Source organism: Burkholderia sp. MSMB1459WGS (assembly GCF_001534535.1).
GTDB lineage: Bacteria > Pseudomonadota > Gammaproteobacteria > Burkholderiales > Burkholderiaceae > Burkholderia.
Genome location: NZ_LPMU01000023.1, coordinates 127,256 through 144,141 on the forward strand (window position 1 = coordinate 127,256; position 16,886 = coordinate 144,141).

At 68.7% G+C, this 16,886-nt stretch carries 14 protein-coding genes; 12 read left to right on the forward strand and 2 right to left on the reverse strand.

What is annotated here, in order from left to right:
* The first annotated feature begins 110 nt into the window (after positions 1-110).
* Both WT97_RS08330 and WT97_RS08335 read left to right on the forward strand, forming a co-directional pair.
* Positions 111-1,538 (forward strand): MFS transporter, encoded by a 1,428-nt coding sequence (locus WT97_RS08330; RefSeq protein WP_060036002.1) that lies wholly within the window; start codon positions 111-113, stop codon positions 1,536-1,538.
* Between the two features lie 184 nt (positions 1,539-1,722).
* Positions 1,723-2,517 (forward strand): enoyl-CoA hydratase, encoded by a 795-nt coding sequence (locus WT97_RS08335; RefSeq protein ID WP_059500881.1) that lies wholly within the window; start codon positions 1,723-1,725, stop codon positions 2,515-2,517.
* 161 nt (positions 2,518-2,678) lie between these two features.
* Here the strand turns inward: WT97_RS08335 and alr are convergent, their stop codons facing one another.
* Positions 2,679-3,800, reverse strand: a complete 1,122-nt coding sequence (gene alr, locus WT97_RS08340; protein ID WP_060036001.1) for an alanine racemase — start codon at positions 3,798-3,800, stop codon at positions 2,679-2,681.
* Between the two features lie 302 nt (positions 3,801-4,102).
* On the opposite strand from alr, the gene WT97_RS08345 reads away from it, so the two are divergent.
* Complete coding sequence (locus tag WT97_RS08345) at positions 4,103-4,474, forward strand: MAPEG family protein (protein ID WP_059500880.1); 372 nt, start codon at positions 4,103-4,105, stop codon at positions 4,472-4,474.
* Positions 4,475-4,517: 43 nt separating this feature from the next.
* On the opposite strand, the gene WT97_RS08350 is transcribed toward WT97_RS08345, so the two are convergent.
* Positions 4,518-5,465 carry a LysR family transcriptional regulator gene (locus WT97_RS08350; protein WP_060036000.1) on the reverse strand — a complete coding sequence of 316 codons (948 nt, stop codon included), beginning with the start codon at positions 5,463-5,465 and terminating at the stop codon, positions 4,518-4,520.
* 119 nt (positions 5,466-5,584) lie between these two features.
* Between WT97_RS08350 and WT97_RS08355 the strand changes: the two genes are divergently transcribed.
* The 9 genes from WT97_RS08355 to WT97_RS08395 all read left to right on the forward strand — a co-directional run bounded on the left by WT97_RS08355 (position 5,585) and on the right by WT97_RS08395 (position 16,792).
* A complete protein-coding gene (locus WT97_RS08355) occupies positions 5,585-9,124 on the forward strand; it encodes an ABC transporter ATP-binding protein (protein WP_060036067.1) in 3,540 nt (1,179 codons plus the stop codon).
* A gap of 395 nt (positions 9,125-9,519) precedes the next feature.
* Positions 9,520-10,272 carry a glutamine ABC transporter substrate-binding protein GlnH gene (gene glnH / locus WT97_RS08360; protein WP_034205078.1) on the forward strand — a complete coding sequence of 251 codons (753 nt, stop codon included), beginning with the start codon at positions 9,520-9,522 and terminating at the stop codon, positions 10,270-10,272.
* A 66-nt stretch (positions 10,273-10,338) separates the two neighbouring features.
* Entirely contained in the window at positions 10,339-10,995 is a 657-nt protein-coding gene (gene glnP, locus WT97_RS08365; protein ID WP_059500780.1) for a glutamine ABC transporter permease GlnP, read from the forward strand.
* On the forward strand, positions 10,992-11,720 hold the full coding sequence (gene glnQ, locus WT97_RS08370) for a glutamine ABC transporter ATP-binding protein GlnQ (RefSeq protein ID WP_034205076.1): 729 nt from the start codon (positions 10,992-10,994) through the stop codon (positions 11,718-11,720). The genes glnP and glnQ overlap by 4 nt, the downstream gene beginning before the upstream one ends.
* A 20-nt stretch (positions 11,721-11,740) precedes the next feature.
* Positions 11,741-12,790 (forward strand): C45 family peptidase, encoded by a 1,050-nt coding sequence (locus WT97_RS08375; protein WP_060035999.1) that lies wholly within the window; start codon positions 11,741-11,743, stop codon positions 12,788-12,790.
* Between the two features lie 15 nt (positions 12,791-12,805).
* Entirely contained in the window at positions 12,806-14,140 is a 1,335-nt protein-coding gene (locus WT97_RS08380; RefSeq protein ID WP_060035998.1) for an aspartate aminotransferase family protein, read from the forward strand.
* Between the two features lie 25 nt (positions 14,141-14,165).
* On the forward strand, positions 14,166-14,720 hold the full coding sequence (locus WT97_RS08385) for a carboxymuconolactone decarboxylase family protein (RefSeq protein ID WP_059795664.1): 555 nt from the start codon (positions 14,166-14,168) through the stop codon (positions 14,718-14,720).
* A 207-nt stretch (positions 14,721-14,927) separates the two neighbouring features.
* Positions 14,928-15,827, forward strand: a complete 900-nt coding sequence (lpxO, locus tag WT97_RS08390) for a lipid A hydroxylase LpxO (RefSeq protein WP_059500776.1) — start codon at positions 14,928-14,930, stop codon at positions 15,825-15,827.
* A 167-nt stretch (positions 15,828-15,994) separates the two neighbouring features.
* Positions 15,995-16,792, forward strand: a complete 798-nt coding sequence (locus WT97_RS08395) for a hypothetical protein (protein WP_060035997.1) — start codon at positions 15,995-15,997, stop codon at positions 16,790-16,792.
* Positions 16,793-16,886 lie beyond the last annotated feature (94 nt).

Here is a 16,886-nt window from a genome sequence, read left to right on the forward strand (position 1 = left end):
AGCGGTGGGCGGAATCGAATGATGCAAATCTGCATCGGGCAAATGCGAAATTATCACTTTTCCGCATCATGCGCCCGGTCCTAGACTCCCGGCATCTGCCTGGAGGTGTCATGTCCGATTGCCATTCCGTTTCCGTCCCCGTTCCCGTCGCCGCAGCGGCGCCGAGCCGCCCGACGGCGCGCGAGCAGCGCTGGACGCTGGCGCTCGTCGCGGTCGGCATGTTCATGGCGGTACTCGATTCGACGATCGTCAACGTGGCGCTGCCGGCGATGCGCACGAGCCTCGGCGCGACGGTCGCGGAACTCGCGTGGATCGTCGACGCGTACACGCTCAGCTTCGCCGCGCTGATTCTCGCGGGCGGTGCGCTGTCCGACCGGTTCGGCGCGAAGCACGTGTATCTCGCCGGGCTGGCGCTGTTCGTCGCCGCGTCGGCGGCGTGCGGCGTCGCGTCGTCGGTGGCGGTCCTCGTGGTCGCGCGTTTCGGGCAGGGCACGGGCGCCGCGCTCTTCTTGCCCGCGTCGCTCGCGATCGTGCGCAGCACCTTCGACGTGCCGGCCGAGCGGGCGCGAGCGATCGCGGTGTGGGCCGGCATCGCGTCGGTCGCGGTTGCCGTGGGGCCGGTGCTCGGCGGGATCCTGGTCGACGATTTCGGTTGGCGCAGCGCATTCCTGATCAACGTGCCGACCGGCGCCGTGGCCTTTGCCGGCGCGGCGGCGCTCGTTCGCGCATCGGCCGCGCAGGACGTGCGCCGGTTCGACTGGGCCGGCCAGTGCGTCGGGGCGACCGCGCTCGGTGCGCTGTGTTTCGCGGTGATCGAACTGCCGACGCGCGGCGTCGGCGCTACCGAGGTCCGGTGCGCGCTGCTGATCGCCGCGCTCGCCGCCGCCGTGCTGGTCGTGGTCGAGCGGCGTGCCCGCCATCCGATGGTGCCGCTCGCGTGGTTTCGCAACCGCATCTTCGTCGCGATGAATCTGATGGGCAGCCTCGTCTATGTCGGGTACTTCGGGCTGCTGTTCGTGCTGAGCCTGTACCTGCACGGGCGCTTCGGCATGAGTGCGCGGCAGACGGGGCTGACGCTGTTGCCGTTCGCGCTGAGTCTGTCGCTCGGCAATCTGCTGTCGGGAAAACTGCACGGCCGGGTGCATCCGGTCACGCTGATGGCAAACGGCCTCGCGATGGCGGCACTGGCCGTTCCCGCGATCGCGCTTGCGCTCGCGCTGCGTGCGCCGTGGCCGGCGGTCTGGACGGCCATGATCGCATTCGGCACCGGGACCGCGCTGTCGGTGGCGCCGATGATCGCGACGGTGCTCGAACAGGTGCCTGCCGACGCGGCGGGCGTGGCATCCGGGTTCCTCAACGCGGCACGGCAGGCCGGCAGCCTGCTCGGCGTGGCCGTTGCAGGCGCCGCGACGATCCTGTTGCCGGATCCGACCGATGCGCTGTGGGCTGTCGCGGCGCTCGGCTGCGTCGCCTATGCGATTGCCGCGCTGGCTGCGCGGACGGCAGGTCGCGCGCAAGCCGCGCAGCCGCGCCGTTGACGCACGAGCGGCAGGGGCGTGGCGCAGTGGCGGGCAGGCCGCGGCGCACGCGCATGCGGCGGCGCGGCTGGACGCGCCGCGGAATGTGGAGGACCATTTCCTCGTCATGCCGCGAGCGGGCGGGCGCGATGGTCACGCGTTCGCCTCGCCGCGCAACCTGTCGAACCCCGTCCAGCGGAGCCCCATGGAACCCGATCAACAGACCGCCGAGCCGATCCTGCTGCGCGACACGCACGACGGCGTCGTCACGCTGCGCCTGAATCGCCCGCAGCAGTTCAACGCGTTGTCCGAAGCGTTGCTCTCGGCCCTGCACGATGCGTTCGATACGCTGGCTGCCGATCCGCACGTGCGCTGCGTCGTGCTGGCCGCCGAAGGCAAGGCGTTCTGCGCCGGCCACGACTTGCGGCAGATGCGCAGCAAGCCCGAACTCGACTACTACCGCACGCTGTTCGCGCAGTGCAGCCGCGTGATGCTCGCGATGCGCGCGTTGCCGGTGCCGGTGATCGCGCGCGTGCACGGCATCGCGACGGCGGCCGGCTGCCAGCTCGTCGCCGCGTGCGACCTCGCGATCGCGGCCGATACCGCGCGCTTCGCGGTGTCGGGCATCGACGTCGGGCTGTTCTGCTCGACGCCGGCCGTCGCGCTGAGCCGCAACGTCGCGGCCAAGCGCGCGTTCGACATGCTGATGACCGGGCGTTTCGTCGATGCGGCGACGGCCGCCGCGTGGGGGCTCGTCAACGAAGCCGTGCCCGAGGACGCGCTCGATGCGGCCGTCGCCCGCAAGGTCGCGGAGATCGTCGCGAAGAGCCCGGCCGCGGTGCGGATCGGCAAGCAGATGTTCTATCGTCAGCGCGAGTTGCCGCTCGACGAAGCGTATGCGTACGCGGGCGACGTGATGGCGCGCAACATGATGGAAGAGGATGCGGGCGAGGGCATCGACGCGTTCCTCGACAAGCGGAAGCCGACGTGGCGCTCGTGACGCATCGGCGCAAGCGCGCGGGGAGCGCATCGGCGCCCGTCGTTGCACGACGCGCAACGACGTCCCGCGTCGTCGCCGCTGCGCGTGGGCGGGCCGCCGGTACGTAGCGCGACAGGTGCGGCGCGCGGTCGCGTATCGCCGAACCGCCGAACCGCCGCCGGTCAGCGCCCGTGGCTGCCGGTCCGCGGCACCGGCTGCATGCTCGACGCGCCGGGGGGCACGATCGCCACCGGCACGCGGCGCGCGAGCGCGCACATCAGCTCGTAGCCGATCGTGCCGCTGGCTTCCGCGACGTCGTCCACCTTCACCTGGTCGCCCCACAGCTCGACGCTCGACCCGATGCCCGCGTTCGGACACGGCGTCAGGTCGACGGTCAGCATGTCCATCGACACGCGGCCGACGACGCGCGTCATCACGCCGTCCACGGCGATCGGCGTGCCGGTCGGCGCATGGCGCGGATAGCCGTCCGCGTAGCCGCACGCGACGACGCCGGTCCGCATCGGCTGGTCGGCCGTGAAGCGCCGGCCGTAGCCGACGGTCTCTCCGGGGGCGAGCGTCTGCACGCCGATGATCCGGCTGGTCAGCGTCATCGCGGCCGTCAGCGGCGTGTCGGCGATATGGCGCGACGCACCCGTCGGCGAAGCGCCGTACAGGATCGTGCCGGGGCGCACCCAGTCGCGGTGCGCGTGCGGGTGCCACAGCACCGCCGCCGAATTCGATACCGAGCGCTCGCCCGGAATCCCGGCCGTGGTCGCGTCGAACTGCTCGAGCTGCCAGTCGACCTCGCCTTCGTCGGCGTTCGCGAAATGCATCATCAGCGTGATCTTGCCGATCGACGGCGCGCGCGCCGCGCGTTCCCACGCGGCGCGGAACGCGGCCGGCCGGTAGCCGAGCCGGTTCATGCCGGAATTCATCTTCAGCTGGATGTCGATCGGCTGACGAGGCTTCGCGGCGATCAGCAGGTCGAGCTGTTCGTCGCAGTGCACGGCGACCGTCAGCCGGTGGCGATCGGCCAGCTCGACGTCGGCCGGCTCGAAGATCCCTTCGAGCAGCAGCACGGGCTTGTCCCAGCCCAGCTCGCGCACGCGCACGGCTTCGTCGAGATCGAGCAGCGCGATGCCGTCGGCGGCCGCGAGGCCCGGGTAGATCCGTTCGATGCCGTGGCCGTACGCGTTGGCCTTGATCACGGCCCACACGCGCGATTGCGCAGCGGTGCGGCGGATGAAGTCGAGGTTGTGGCGGACGGCGTCCGGGCGGATATGGGCGACGATGGGACGGGGCATGGCAAGGGCTCGGGTCGGATGTCGTTCGGCGCGCGGCGGCGCGGAGGGAAACGGCGGGCTTGGCGCGCTCGCGTGCCAAGCCAGTGTTGAGCACTATCTTATTGGTGTTCGACCAGTTTTAATTAACGTATTTGTCGACGATTTGGTGGAAATTTTGGTGTCGTAGCGGGCCGGGCTCGTCGCCGGCGGCCTGCGCGGCCGAGTCTCCCGTCTAGAAAACCGGTGCGCGAACGGCACGGCGCGATGCTAAGCTCTCGGTGATCTTGTCATTGTTCAATGTAATCATAATGGAGGAGACCTGGATGACGACGTCCCAGCTGTGCCTGTTCATCGTCGCGTTGTTGCCGTTCCCGATGACGTTTCTCGCCAAGGCCCGCAAGGGTTACGACAACCGCGCGCCGCGCGAGTACCTGGCGAAGCTCGAAGGCTGGCGCGCACGCGCCCAGGCCGCTCATCAGAATGCGTGGGAAGCGCTTGCGCTGTTCACGGCCGCGCTGGTGGTGGCATGGCACAACGGCGCGAACGTGCATCGCGTCGATCAGCTCGCGATCGCGTTCGTCGCGATCCGCATCGTCTATGCGCTGATGTACCTGCTGAACTGGGCGTCGCTGCGTTCGCTCGTGTGGTTCGGCGGGATGGCGTGCGTCGTCGCGCTGTTCTTCGCGACGCCGTAAGCGGCCGCCGGGCGACGCGAGGCCGGCCTTGCATGCCGGCCCGTCAGGCGCCGCTCGTGCCTCGCGCGTGACTATCGTTGGATGCGGGCGCAACCATTTTCGAGACGAACGGCGGTGCGTCCGCTTCGCTGCGCAGGAACGCGATCAACGGATCGAGCAGCCGGTGCCGCGTCGACGGATGGCGGCGCAGCACGAAGCGCCACGACGCGTCGCGTGCGAGGCCCGGCACCAGCGGCACCAGGCGCCCGCTGCGCAGTTCGGGCTCGATCAGCGGCACGCGGCCGAGCGCGATGCCCGCGCCGCCGACGGCCGCGCCGATTACCTGGCTGAAACTGCTGTAACGGACGATCTTCGTCTCGAAGTCACCCGGCAGGCCGAATTCCGATGCCCAGTTGCGCCAGTCGATCTCGGGGTTGTCCTCGTGCATCTCCTGCAGCAGCCGCGAGCGGCATACGTATCCCGATGCGTACGGAAACAGTTCGGGACTGCACACCGGGAACACGGTTTCCCGCATCAGCACGTCGTCGTCGTCTCGCAGCCGGTGCGCGGGCACGTGCACGATCGCCAGATCGACGCCGCTGCGCGCGAAATCCGGCTCGTCGTCGAGCACGACCGCGTGCAGCGGGGTGTCGGGATGAAGCGACGAGAATTCCGCCAGCCGGCGCGCGAGCCACATCGACGAAAACGGCGCGTTGGCGGAGACGGTGAGCCGTTGCGCGGTGCCGCGAATCTCGGCGCACGCGTCGGTGAGACGTGACAGCGCCTCGCCGACGGCCGGCAGCAGGCGCGCACCGGCCGGCGTGAGGCTGATGCCGCCGAGCCCCGTGCTGCGTTCGAGCAGCCGCGCACCGAGCGATTCCTCGAGCGAGCGGATCTGATGGCTGACCGCGCTGGTCGACACGTTCAGCTCGACCGCCGCGCGCGCGAACCCGCCGAGGCGAACGGTCGCCTCGAAAGCACGCAGTGCGCTGAGGGGAGGAAGGTGCGACATGCGGGGTATTGTAGTTGACTCAACACCCGTTGAAAAATCATCTTTTGCCGCGCGCGGGCGGCGCAGGTAGCCTCGATCCGGTCAAGAAAAACGCAACGAAACACCGACTGGAGGGCTTCATGTATTTCGACCGACGACTATGGGCCATGATGGCGGGGCTGCGCTGGCGGGTGGCGGCGGCCGTCGCGCTCGGGTTGCTCGCGATGGGTGTCGGCATCCTGCGCTTCGTATTTCTCGGTCGCGTGCTGGCGCTGGTTTTTTCCGGCGCGCCGGCGCGCGACATCGGCGAGGCCGTCGTTGCAACGGCGGCTTGCGTGCTGCTGCGTGCCTGGCTCGATCATCGCCGCACGGTGCTCGCGCAGCATACGGCGGGCCGCGTGCAGGCGACGCTGCGCGCGCGGCTGTTCGACCGGATCGCCGCGCTCGGCCCCGCATGGTTCAACGGCGAACGCACGGGCGGCGTCATGCTGGCCGTCGTCGACGGCGTCGAGCAGCTGCAGACCTTCTTCGGCGTTTACCTGCCGCAACTCGTGATCGCCGCGTGCGCGCCGCTCATGATCTTCGCGGTGCTCGCGTGGTGGGACGTGCCGACGGCCGCGATCCTGCTGGTCGCGGCGCTCGTCACGCTTGCGCTGCCGCAGCTCGTGCATCGCGCCGACAAGCGTGCGGCGCTCGCCCGTTCGGCCGCGTTCAAGGCATTCGGCGAGGAGTTTCTCGACGCGGTGCAGGGCCTGCCGACGTTGAAGGCGTTCGGGCAGAGCACCGCGTTCGGCGCGAAGCTGGCCGCGAAGGCGCGCGCACTGTCGGACAGCACGTTCTGGGTGCTCGCGCTCGGCCTGCTGACGCGGTTCTTCACCGATCTCGGCACCGGCCTCGGCGCGGCCGCGGCGATCGCGGTGGGCGCGTGGCGCGTGCAGCACGGCGACATGAGCGTTGAAGCGCTGCTGATCGTGCTGATGGCCGGCAGCGAGATCTTCCGCCCGCTGCGCGACCTGCGTGCGGTGCTGCATCAGGGGATGATCGGCCAGTCCGCGGCGCATGCGATCCATGCGCTGCTCGACGCGGGCAGTCAGGCGCCGGCCGCCGACGCGCCGCGGGTGGCGGGCCTGCGGCCGGAGATCGCGTTCGACGACGTCAGCTTCGCGTATCCGGGGCGCCGCGCGGATGCCCATGCGGCGCTGAGTTTCTCGGTGCGCGAGGGCGAGACGGTGGCGATCGTCGGGCCGAGCGGGGCCGGCAAGTCGACCATCGTACGCCTGCTGCTGCGCCAGCACGACGCGCAGGGCGGTGCGGTCCGGATCGGCGGCCACGACGTGCGTACGCTCTCTGTCGACCAGGTGCGCGACATGATCGCGGTCGTCGCGCAGGACGCGACGCTGTTCGACGGCAGCGTCGCCGACAACCTGCGGCTCGGCCGCCCGGACGCCAGCGACGCGGACATGATCGCGGCCGCGCGCGCGGCCAACGCGCACGATTTCATCTCGGCGCTGCCCGACGGCTACGCGACGCGCATCGGCGAACGCGGGCTCATGCTGTCGGGCGGCCAGCGCCAGCGCATCGCGATTGCCCGCGCGCTGCTGCGCGATGCGCCGATCCTGTTGCTCGACGAAGCGCTGTCGTCGGTCGATGCGGAAAACGAAGCGCTGATCCAGCAGGCGCTCGACCGGCTTACGCACGGACGGACGACGCTCGTGCTCGCGCACCGGCTGTCCAGCGTGATCGGCGCCGATCGTATCCTGGTGCTCGATCAGGGGCGGGTGGTCGACGAAGGGACGCATGCGGCGCTGATCGCGCGCGACGGCCCGTATCGACGGCTGATGGGGCCGCAACTGGAAGCGGTCGCCGAATCCGTCGGCGCGACGGCGGCGGCTGGTGCGAGCGCGCGCGCGTCGTCGGGCCCGCAGGTGCGGCCGCTGAACGACGATGCGGCGACGATCGGCTGGCCGGAAACGTTGCAGACGTTGCTGCGCTTCGTGCGTCCGTGGAAGGCCAAGGTCGTGCTGACCGTGCTGTTCGGGATCGGCCGCGTGCTCGCATTCATCGGCGTCGGCGTGATCGGCGCACGGGTGGTCGGCGCGGTGCCGACGGGGCATGTCGGCAGCGGGCTCGTGGTCGCGCTGCTCGCGATCGCGCCTGTCGCGGCCGTGCTGCACTGGCTCGAATCCTGGCTCGCGCACGACATGGCGTACCGGCTGCTCGCGGAAATGCGCATCGCGCTGTTCGCGACGCTCGAACGGCTCGCGCCGGCCGGGCTGCTGCGTCGCCGTTCCGGCGATCTCGTGTCGCTCGCGACGCAGGACGTCGAGACCGTCGAATATTTCTACGCGCATACGCTGGCGCCGGCATTCGTCGCGGTGCTCGTGCCGACCTGTGTGCTGGCGTTGCTCGCGTCGGTGGCGTGGCCGCTCGCGCTCGTGCTGTTGCCGTTCCTGCTGTGGGCGGGGCTCGCACCCGTGCTGGCGCGACGCGACGTCGACCGGCTCGGCACCGGTGCGCGCGAAGCGCTCGGCCAGCTCGGTGCGCACCTGACCGAAACGATCCAGGGGCTCGCGGAACTGACCGCGTTCCAGGCGATCGCGCGCCGGCGCGCAGCGTTCGTGGCCGAGGTCGATGCGTACCGCCGGCAGCGCGCGAAGCTGCTCGACGATCTGTCGTCGCAAAGCGCCGCGCTGGAAGTCGCGAGCGGGCTGGGCGGGCTGGCGGTCGCGGCGCTCGGCGCGTGGTTGTGCGCACGCGGCGGGTTCCCGCGCGAGTCGTTGCCGCTATTGGTGCTGGTCGCGGTGGCTGCGTTCATGCCGGTGGCCGAAATCGGCCAGGTCGCGCGCCAGCTTGCCGACACGATCGCCTCGACGCGACGCTTGCGCGCGCTGGAGAAGGAACCCGTGACGGTGATCGACGGCGCGCACGCGATGCCCGGCGATGCGACGGTGCGGTTCGAGGCGGCGTCGTTCACGTATCCGGGGCGCAGCGTGCCCGCGATCGATCGCGTGAGTTTCGAGGCGCCGCCCGGCAGCACGGTCGCGCTGGTCGGCGCATCGGGCGCGGGCAAGTCGACCGTCGCGAGCCTGCTGCTGCGCTTCTGGGATCCGCAGCAGGGCCGCGTGACGCTCGGCGGCGTCGACCTGCGCGACCTGCGGCTCGACGACCTGCGGCAGCACATCGCGCTCGTTGCGCAGGATACCTACCTGTTCAACGACACGCTCGAAGCGAACATCCGGCTCGCTGCGAACGACGCATCCGACGCGGACGTGCGGCGCGCGATCGACCACGCCGCGCTCGGCGACTTCGTCGCGCGGCTGCCCGACGGGCTCGCGACGCGCGTCGGCGAGCGCGGCGTGCAGTTGTCGGGCGGCCAGCGCCAGCGCGTGGCGATCGCGCGCGCCTTCCTGAAGGATGCGCCGGTGCTGATCCTCGACGAGGCGACGTCGCACCTGGACACGATCAGCGAGCAGCAGATCCGCGCGGCGCTGGAGGACCTGATGGCGCAGCGCACGTCGATCGTCATCGCGCACCGTCTGTCGACCGTGCGCCATGCCGACCTGATCCTCGTGATCGAGCAGGGCACGGTGATCGAGGCCGGGCGCCATGCGGACCTGATGGCGCGGCAGGGCGCGTATGCGCGGCTCGTGTCGCATCAGGCGAGCGGGGTCGCGGCGTGAGCGGTGCGGCATCGGCGCGTTGCCCGTTGGCCATTGCCCGAGCGTTGCGCCACCTGCATTGAGTCGAGCCGGCGGTTGCCGGCGTCACGCGCACGGCCATTCCGGCACGGCGCGCCATCTTCCGCTCCGCGCCGCCATCCGCCGGCGCGCCACGATCCGGCGGGGCATTCTGCTCCGCCATCCTCCCGCTTTCCTCCGATCTATCCGCGCCGCGCGGCCCGGGTTTGTCTCGATGCATTTATCTGTTGCGGACTTTTTTGGTGTCGTAGTATCGCCATTGACAACACTTGTTGCACTAATGTCTAATTAGACATCGCATGTTGCGGTGCGACTCGATGTCGTCGTTCCGCCGGCCCGTTGGCCGGTCACATCGCTCAATCATGCGGAGAGAATCCATGAGTCGCCGTTCCTTCCTGAAAGCCGTCGCGGTCGTCGCCGCACTCGGCGCCAGCCTCGCGCACGCGGACACCAAGACGCTCGTCGTCGGGACCGATACGTCGTTCATGCCGTTCGAGTTCAAGCAGGGCGACAAGTACGTCGGCTTCGATCTCGACCTGTGGGCCGAGATCGCGAAGGACCAGGGCTGGAAATACACGATCCAGCCGATGGATTTCGCGGGCCTGATTCCGGCGCTGCAGACGCAGAACATCGACGTCGCGCTGTCGGGGATGACGATCAAGGAAGAGCGCAAGAAAGCGATCGATTTCTCCGCGCCTTACTACGACAGCGGGCTCGCCGCGATGGTGCAGGCCGGCGACACGTCGATCAAGTCGATCGACGACCTGAACGGCAAGGTGATCGCCGCGAAGACGGGCACCGCGACGATCGACTGGATCAAGGCGCACCTGAAGCCGAAGGAGGTCCGCCAGTTCCCGAACATCGACCAGGCTTACCTCGCGCTCGAAGCGGGCCGCGTCGACGCGGCGATGCACGACACGCCGAACGTGCTGTTCTTCGTGAACAACGAAGGCAAGGGCAAGGTGAAGGTCGCCGGCCAGCCGGTCAGCGGCGACAAGTACGGGATCGGCTTCCCGAAGGGCAGCGCGCTCGTGCCGAAGGTCAACGCGTCGCTCGTGAAGATCAAGGCCGACGGCCGCTACGCGCAGATCTACAAGAAGTGGTTCGGTGCCGAGCCGCCGAAGATGTGAGCGTGACGGCGCATCGGCGCGCGGCCCCGGGGCCGCGCGGGTCTTGAATCGAACGGGGAGCGACAAGTGAATTTCGATTGGTCGGCGATCTGGGCGGCGTTGCCGGACCTGATGGACGGGGTCCGGTTGACGGTGTTCATCGCATTTTTCGGGCTGGTGGGCGGCTTCGTCGTCGGGATGATCGCGGGCATGTTCCGCGCATACGGACCGAAGGCGATGAACGTGCTCGCACAGGTCTATATTGAATTGATCCGCGGCACGCCGATCGTCGTGCAGGTGATGTTCCTGTATTTCGCCCTGCCGCTGCTCGCGCATATCCGCATCGACGGCCTGACGGCCGCGATCATCGCGATCACGGTGAATTCCGGCGCGTATCTCGCGGAAGTGGTGCGCGGCGCGCTGCTGTCGATCCCGAAGGGGCTGACGGAAGCGGGGCTCGCGATGGGGCTGTCGATGCCGCGCGTGCTGTTGAAGATCGTCGGGCCGCTGGCGTTCCGTCGGCTGATTCCGCCGCTCGGCAACCAGTGCATCGTGAGCCTGAAGGACACATCGCTGTTCATCGTGATCGGCGTGGGCGAGCTGACGCGCAAGGGGCAGGAAATCATCGCCGGTAATTTCCAGGCGGTCGAGATCTGGAGTGCGGTGGCGGTCATCTACCTGATACTGACCGGTGCGATGACGTTGACGCTTCGGCTCGTCGAAAAGCGGATGAAAATCTTATGAGCATGATCGAATTCCAGAACGTGTCGAAGAGCTTCGGCCATGTGCCGGTGCTGAAGAACATCGACCTGAAGATCGACGCGGGCGAGGTGGTCGTCGTGGTCGGCCCGTCGGGCTCGGGCAAATCGACGATGCTGCGCTGTATCAACGCGCTCGAGAAGATCACCGGCGGCGAGCTGCTGGTGGATGGCCAGAGCGTGCGCGGCAACGCGGCGACGATCCGCAACATCCGGCTCGAAGCCGGCATGGTGTTCCAGCAGTTCAACCTGTTTCCGCAAATGACCGCGCTCGAGAACGTGATGTTCGGGCCGATGCAGGTGCGCGGCGCGTCGCGCGCCGACGCGCGCGACCAGGCGATGGCGCTGCTCGACAAGGTCGGCCTCGAATCGCGCGCGAATCATTACCCGTCGGAGCTGTCGGGCGGCCAGCAGCAGCGCGTCGCGATCGCGCGTGCGCTCGCGATCCGGCCGCGGCTGATGCTGTTCGACGAGCCGACGTCGGCGCTCGATCCGGAATTGCGCCACGAAGTGCTGAAAGTGATGCAGGATCTCGCGACCGAAGGGATGACGATGATCGTCGTCACGCACGAGATCGGCTTCGCGAAGCGGGTCGGCACGCGGCTGCTGTTCATGGATCAGGGCGGCATTGCCGAGGACGGCCATCCGGCCGACCTGATCGACCGGCCGCCGACGCCACGCCTGAAGGAATTCCTGAAGCACGTATCCTGAACGAAACCGAAACACCCGACATGCCGCTTTCCCTTTCACCCGTCATCGCCGGCACGCCGTTCGACATCGGCGTGCGCCTCGGCGAGCTTGCCCGCCCCGTGTTCGATCCGTACATGCAGCAGAGCGGCGCATGGCAGGCCGTGCGCCGCTGGCGCGGCCATCCGTTCGTCGATGCGCTGCGGCAGGCCGCGCTGGCCGCGTACCCCGATCTCGTCGCGGAGCTGGACGGGATCGCGGCGGGCATCGGCTGGCCGGCCGAGGACATTTTTCTGTGGAATTGCCGCGGCGAGCTGATTCACAACGCGCCGGACGGCTGCACGACGCTCGCCGCGCGCGGCGCGGACGGCACGCGCTGGATCGCGCACAACGAGGACGGCGATCCGTACCTGCGCGAACGTTGCCTGCTCGTCGACGTGCAACCCGCCGGCAAGCCCGGGTTCGTCAGTTTCTATTACCCGGGTTCGCTGCCGGGACATACGTTCGCCGCGAACCGCGCCGGTATCGCGCAGGCGATCAACAACCTGCGGATCCGCACGCCGGCGCCGGGCGTGCCGCGCATGATCCTCGCGCGCGCCGTGCTCGACGCGACGTCGCTCGACGCAGCCGCCGACGTGCTGCGCACGCATGCGCGCGCGAGCGGCTTTCATCACACGCTCGGTGCGACCGGCGATGCGCGGCTGCTGAGCATCGAGGCGAGCGTCGCGCGCTGTTCGGTCGTCGACGTCGCACGGCTTGCGGGCCATGCGAATCACCTGGTGCATCCCGGTTGCGATGCGGAAGCGCAGATCGTGACGCAATCGTCCGGCGATCGCCAGCGGCGCGTCGACGCGCTCACGCGCGGCATCGACGCGATCGACGAAGCCGCGCTGCTGCGCGTGCTCGGCGATCGGGCGCCGGAAGGGTTGCCGATCTATCGCGACGATCCGGCCGACCCCGACGACGAAAACACGCTGGCGACCGCGGTGTTCGCGATTCGCGACACCGCGATCGACTTCACCGTCCATCAACACGGCACGCAGCGCTTCGCGACGCGCATCGTGCCGTCCGGATGCGCACACCGCGCATCCTGATCCATGAGGCCACGCATGACGACCGTTTTCCATCGCGCCCCGCGCGCCACCTTGCCCGTTGCCGTCGCAGGCGACGGCATCGAGATCATCGATTCGACCGGCAAACGCTATATCGACGCGTGCGGCGGTGCGGCCGTATCGTGTCTCGGCCACAGCAACCCGCGCGTGATCGACGCGATCAAGCGGCAGGTGCAGCAACTGCCGTACGCGCATACGTCGTTCTTCACGACGGACGTGGCCGAGGAGTTGGCCGACCGGCTCGTCGACGCCGCGCCGGCCGGGCTCGAGCATGTGTACTTCGTGTCGGGCGGCTCCGAGGCGATCGAGGCCGCGCTGAAGCTCGCGCGCCAGTATTTCGTCGAGAAGGGCGAGCCGCAGCGGCGTCATTTCATCGCCCGTCGCCAGAGCTATCACGGCAACACGCTCGGCGCGCTCGCGATCGGCGGCAACGCGTGGCGGCGCGAGCCGTTCCTGCCGCTGCTGATCGAAGCGCATCACGTGAGCCCGTGCTATGCGTACCGCGACCAGTTGGCGGGCGAAACTGACGAAGCGTACGCGCAGCGCCTCGCGGACGAGCTCGAACGCAAGATCGTCGAACTCGGCGCGGAAAACGTCGCGGCGTTCGTCGCGGAAACGGTGGTGGGCGCCACGGCCGGCGCGGTGCCGCCGGTGCGTACCTACCTGAAGAAGATTCGCGCGGTGTGCGACAAGTACGGCGTGCTGCTGATTCTCGACGAGATCATGTCGGGGATGGGGCGCACGGGTTACCTGTATGCGTGCGACGAAGACGGCGTCGCGCCCGATCTGCTGACGATCGCGAAAGGGCTCGGCGCGGGCTACCAGCCGATCGGGGCGACGCTGGTGAGCGACCGCATCTACCGGACGATCGTCGACGGCTCGGGCTTCTTCCAGCATGGTCATACCTACCTCGGCCATGCGACCGCGTGCGCGGCCGCGCTCGAGGTGCAGCGCGTGATCGCGGAAGAGAAGCTGCTCGACAACGTGAAGGCGCGCGGCGAGCAGTTGCGCGCGTCGTTGCGGGAGCACTACGGCGCGCATCCGCATGTCGGCGACGTGCGCGGCCGCGGGCTGTTCGTCGGCATCGAGCTCGTGCGCGATCGCGACACCAAGGCCACGTTCGATCCCGCGCTGAAGCTGCATGCGGCGGTCAAGCGCGAAGCGATGCAGCGCGGGTTGATGGTGTATCCGATGGGCGGCACGATCGACGGCGTGCACGGCGACCACATTCTGGTCGCACCGCCGTTCGTCTGCACCGCGCAGCAGATCGACACGATCGTCGAACGGCTGTCCGGCGCGATCGGCGCGGCGCTCGCGTCGGCCGGCGCATGAACCCCGATCTCAACGAATTTTCATCATGACGGACAGACTCCCTCCTTTCGATCCCGCATCGGCCACCGACGAACAGAAGGCCGTGCTCGCCGACATCCTCAGCGGCCCGCGCGGCAACCTGAACGGGCCGTTCCTCGGCTGGATCGCGAGCCCCGAACTGGCCCAGCACGCGCAGAAGCTCGGCGCGTTCTGCCGCTACCGCACGGGGCTGCCGCTGCGCCTGTCGGAACTCGCGATTCTCGTGACAGCCGCGCGTTGGCGCTCGCAGGCCGAGTGGCACATCCATCATCCGATCGCGCTCGATGCCGGCTTGCCGGCGGCAACCGCCGACGCGATCCGGCGTGGCGTCGCGCCGGCCTTCGAATCGGACGACGACGCGTTGATCCATGCGTTCGCCACCGAGCTGTACGACACGCGCCGCGTGAGCGATGCGACGTTCGCACGCGCGCGGGCGCGTTTCGGCCACGAGACCGTGGTGAACCTCGTCGCGCTGCTCGGCTATTACGCGCTCGTCGCGATGACGCTCAACACGTTCGGTATGCGCGCAGACGGACAAACTGATTTGCCGTTTCCGGAATAATCGCCGCCGGCGCGTGCGTCGGCGGCATGCCGCGTGCGCGTGCGGATAGCCCGAAAAGCCCGTATATGCGGGCTTTTCGGCGTTTCGGCCTCGGTCGATCGACATTCGCGCCGTGTCGTCCCGCTGCCCATCGTCCCGCCTGTGCGTCAATGCAGGAAATTTTCCCCGTCTTTAGAATTTCGCCAAAGAACCACGGGGGAAATATCGATGCGCTGGGTCCTGCTGATCGTGTTCATTGCGTGTGTCGTGTACACGCATCGGCGCGGCAAGGTTCGGCACCGGTTGTTCAGGCAACTTTCCGACCACTCGACCTTTACCGCACCGCTGAACTGCTTTTCGTACGCGTTCTCGTCGGTGCCGACCACGCCGTTCGTCGACACGGATCGCTTTCCGGAGCTGGCGGTGCTGCAGCGCGAATGGCGCACGTTTCGCCGCGAAGCGCTCGCGTTGCGCGACGCGAGCCGGATCAAGGCGTCGGGCGAGTACAACGACATCGGCTTCAATTCGTTCTTTCGCCACGGCTGGAAGCGTTTCTACCTGAAGTGGTACGATGCGCCGCATCCGTCCGCGCAGGCATTGTGCCCGCGCTCGGTCGAGATCCTGTCGCGGATTCCGTCGATCAAGGCGGCGATGTTCGCGCAGTTGCCGCCGGGCGGCAAGCTCGGGCTGCATCGCGATCCGTATGCGGGCTCGCTGCGCTACCATCTCGGGCTCGATACGCCGAACGACGACGCGTGCCGGATCGTCGTCGACGGCGAGTCGTATGCATGGCGCGACGGCGAGGCCGTGATGTTCGACGAGACGTACCTGCACTGGGCCGAAAACCGCACCGAACACGATCGCGTGATCCTGTTCTGCGACATCGATCGTCCGATGAAATATCGCTGGGCGCAGCGCGTCAACGATGCATTCGGGCAACTGCTGATGCGCGCGGCCGCGTCGCCGAACGAAACCGGCGATCGCACGGGCGGGCTCAATCGTGCGTTCAGGTACCTGTATGCGATTCGGCGCGCCGGCAAGCGATTGAAGGCGTGGAATCGCACCGTGTACTACGTCGTCAAGTGGCTGCTGTTCGGCGGGATCGCGGTCGCGATCTTCTGCATCTGACAGTCGAAGGGCGGCGTTTTTTCTTGTCCGACGATAGTGCGGCGCGGCATCGCGCGGGGCCGATGGCCCGCCGCCGTGATCAATGCAACCAATTGTATTCATACGGGATCAACGGACGTCGGCCGCGTATGATGACTTGTTCACGTCGATATGATCGGTGAGCAAGCATGACGAGTACCCGTAAAACCATGATGATCGCCGGCGGGCTTCTGGTCGCCGCGGCCGGCACCGCGTACGTGATGCTCCTACGCGCGGACCACCGTGCGATCGAAGACGCCGGCATCGGCGATTCGGCCGCGCCGGTTGCCGCGGCGCCCGCGGGCAACGATCACGCGGTACAGGGCACGATCGCGCCGCCGGCACCGGCCGCAGCGACTGCGCCGAAACTGGCGGCGGCCGCGCCGCCTCCCTCCGCGCCCACACCCGCGCCGGCCGCCCCCGCACGCGTCGGTGCTGCGCCGGCGGTTCCGGTCGTCAGCGACAAGCCGCAACCGGTAACGAAGCCGGTCGCACCCCCGCCGAAGGTCAACGTCGTGACGGTCGACGAGCAGGATTCGACCCCATCGGCGCAGGCCCCGGCTTCGCCTCCGGCCCCCGTCCCGGCCCCGGCCGCCAAACGCGCTCAGTCGGCTGCGCCCGCGCAGGTCACGCAACGCGCGCCGCGCAAGCGCGACGGCCTCGAACGCCACGCCGCCGCCGCGCCGCCGGCCGCGACGAAATCCGAAACGCCAGAGACGGCCGCGCTCGTCAGGGAGTCGGCGAAGCTCGACCCGTCGTTGCCGCCGCCGTCGATGTCGCCGGTATCCTCGATGCCGGCGAGCACCGGTTCGTACCGGCAGGGCGGTTCGTCGTCCGGCGCGAATCCGGTGGCGGCCGCGATGACCGAGCAACTGGTCAGGCAGTCGAGCAGTTTCAAGTCGACGGCGCCTGCGCCGGCGGACGGTGGCCCGACCGCGACCAAGTAACCGCGCACGTCTTCGGCATAAAAAGGGCCCCGCACGCCGACCAAGGCATGCGGGGCCAAGAGAGACAAACTTCGATGTGTGGGGCCGGCCTGCG

Excerpts from the sequence above, each read along its gene's own strand:
- WT97_RS08330 (WP_060036002.1), top strand. The coding sequence starts at position 111 with ATGTCCGATTGCCATTCCGTTTCCGTCCCCGTTCCCGTCGCCGCAGCG.
- WT97_RS08335 (WP_059500881.1), top strand. The coding sequence starts at position 1,723 with ATGGAACCCGATCAACAGACCGCCGAGCCGATCCTGCTGCGCGACACG.
- alr (WP_060036001.1), bottom strand. The coding sequence starts at position 3,800 with ATGCCCCGTCCCATCGTCGCCCATATCCGCCCGGACGCCGTCCGCCAC.
- WT97_RS08345 (WP_059500880.1), top strand. The coding sequence starts at position 4,103 with ATGACGACGTCCCAGCTGTGCCTGTTCATCGTCGCGTTGTTGCCGTTC.
- WT97_RS08350 (WP_060036000.1), bottom strand. The coding sequence starts at position 5,465 with ATGTCGCACCTTCCTCCCCTCAGCGCACTGCGTGCTTTCGAGGCGACC.
- WT97_RS08355 (WP_060036067.1), top strand. The coding sequence starts at position 5,585 with ATGTATTTCGACCGACGACTATGGGCCATGATGGCGGGGCTGCGCTGG.
- glnH (WP_034205078.1), top strand. The coding sequence starts at position 9,520 with ATGAGTCGCCGTTCCTTCCTGAAAGCCGTCGCGGTCGTCGCCGCACTC.
- glnQ (WP_034205076.1), top strand. The coding sequence starts at position 10,992 with ATGAGCATGATCGAATTCCAGAACGTGTCGAAGAGCTTCGGCCATGTG.
- WT97_RS08375 (WP_060035999.1), top strand. The coding sequence starts at position 11,741 with ATGCCGCTTTCCCTTTCACCCGTCATCGCCGGCACGCCGTTCGACATC.
- WT97_RS08380 (WP_060035998.1), top strand. The coding sequence starts at position 12,806 with ATGACGACCGTTTTCCATCGCGCCCCGCGCGCCACCTTGCCCGTTGCC.
- WT97_RS08385 (WP_059795664.1), top strand. The coding sequence starts at position 14,166 with ATGACGGACAGACTCCCTCCTTTCGATCCCGCATCGGCCACCGACGAA.
- lpxO (WP_059500776.1), top strand. The coding sequence starts at position 14,928 with ATGCGCTGGGTCCTGCTGATCGTGTTCATTGCGTGTGTCGTGTACACG.
- WT97_RS08395 (WP_060035997.1), top strand. The coding sequence starts at position 15,995 with ATGACGAGTACCCGTAAAACCATGATGATCGCCGGCGGGCTTCTGGTC.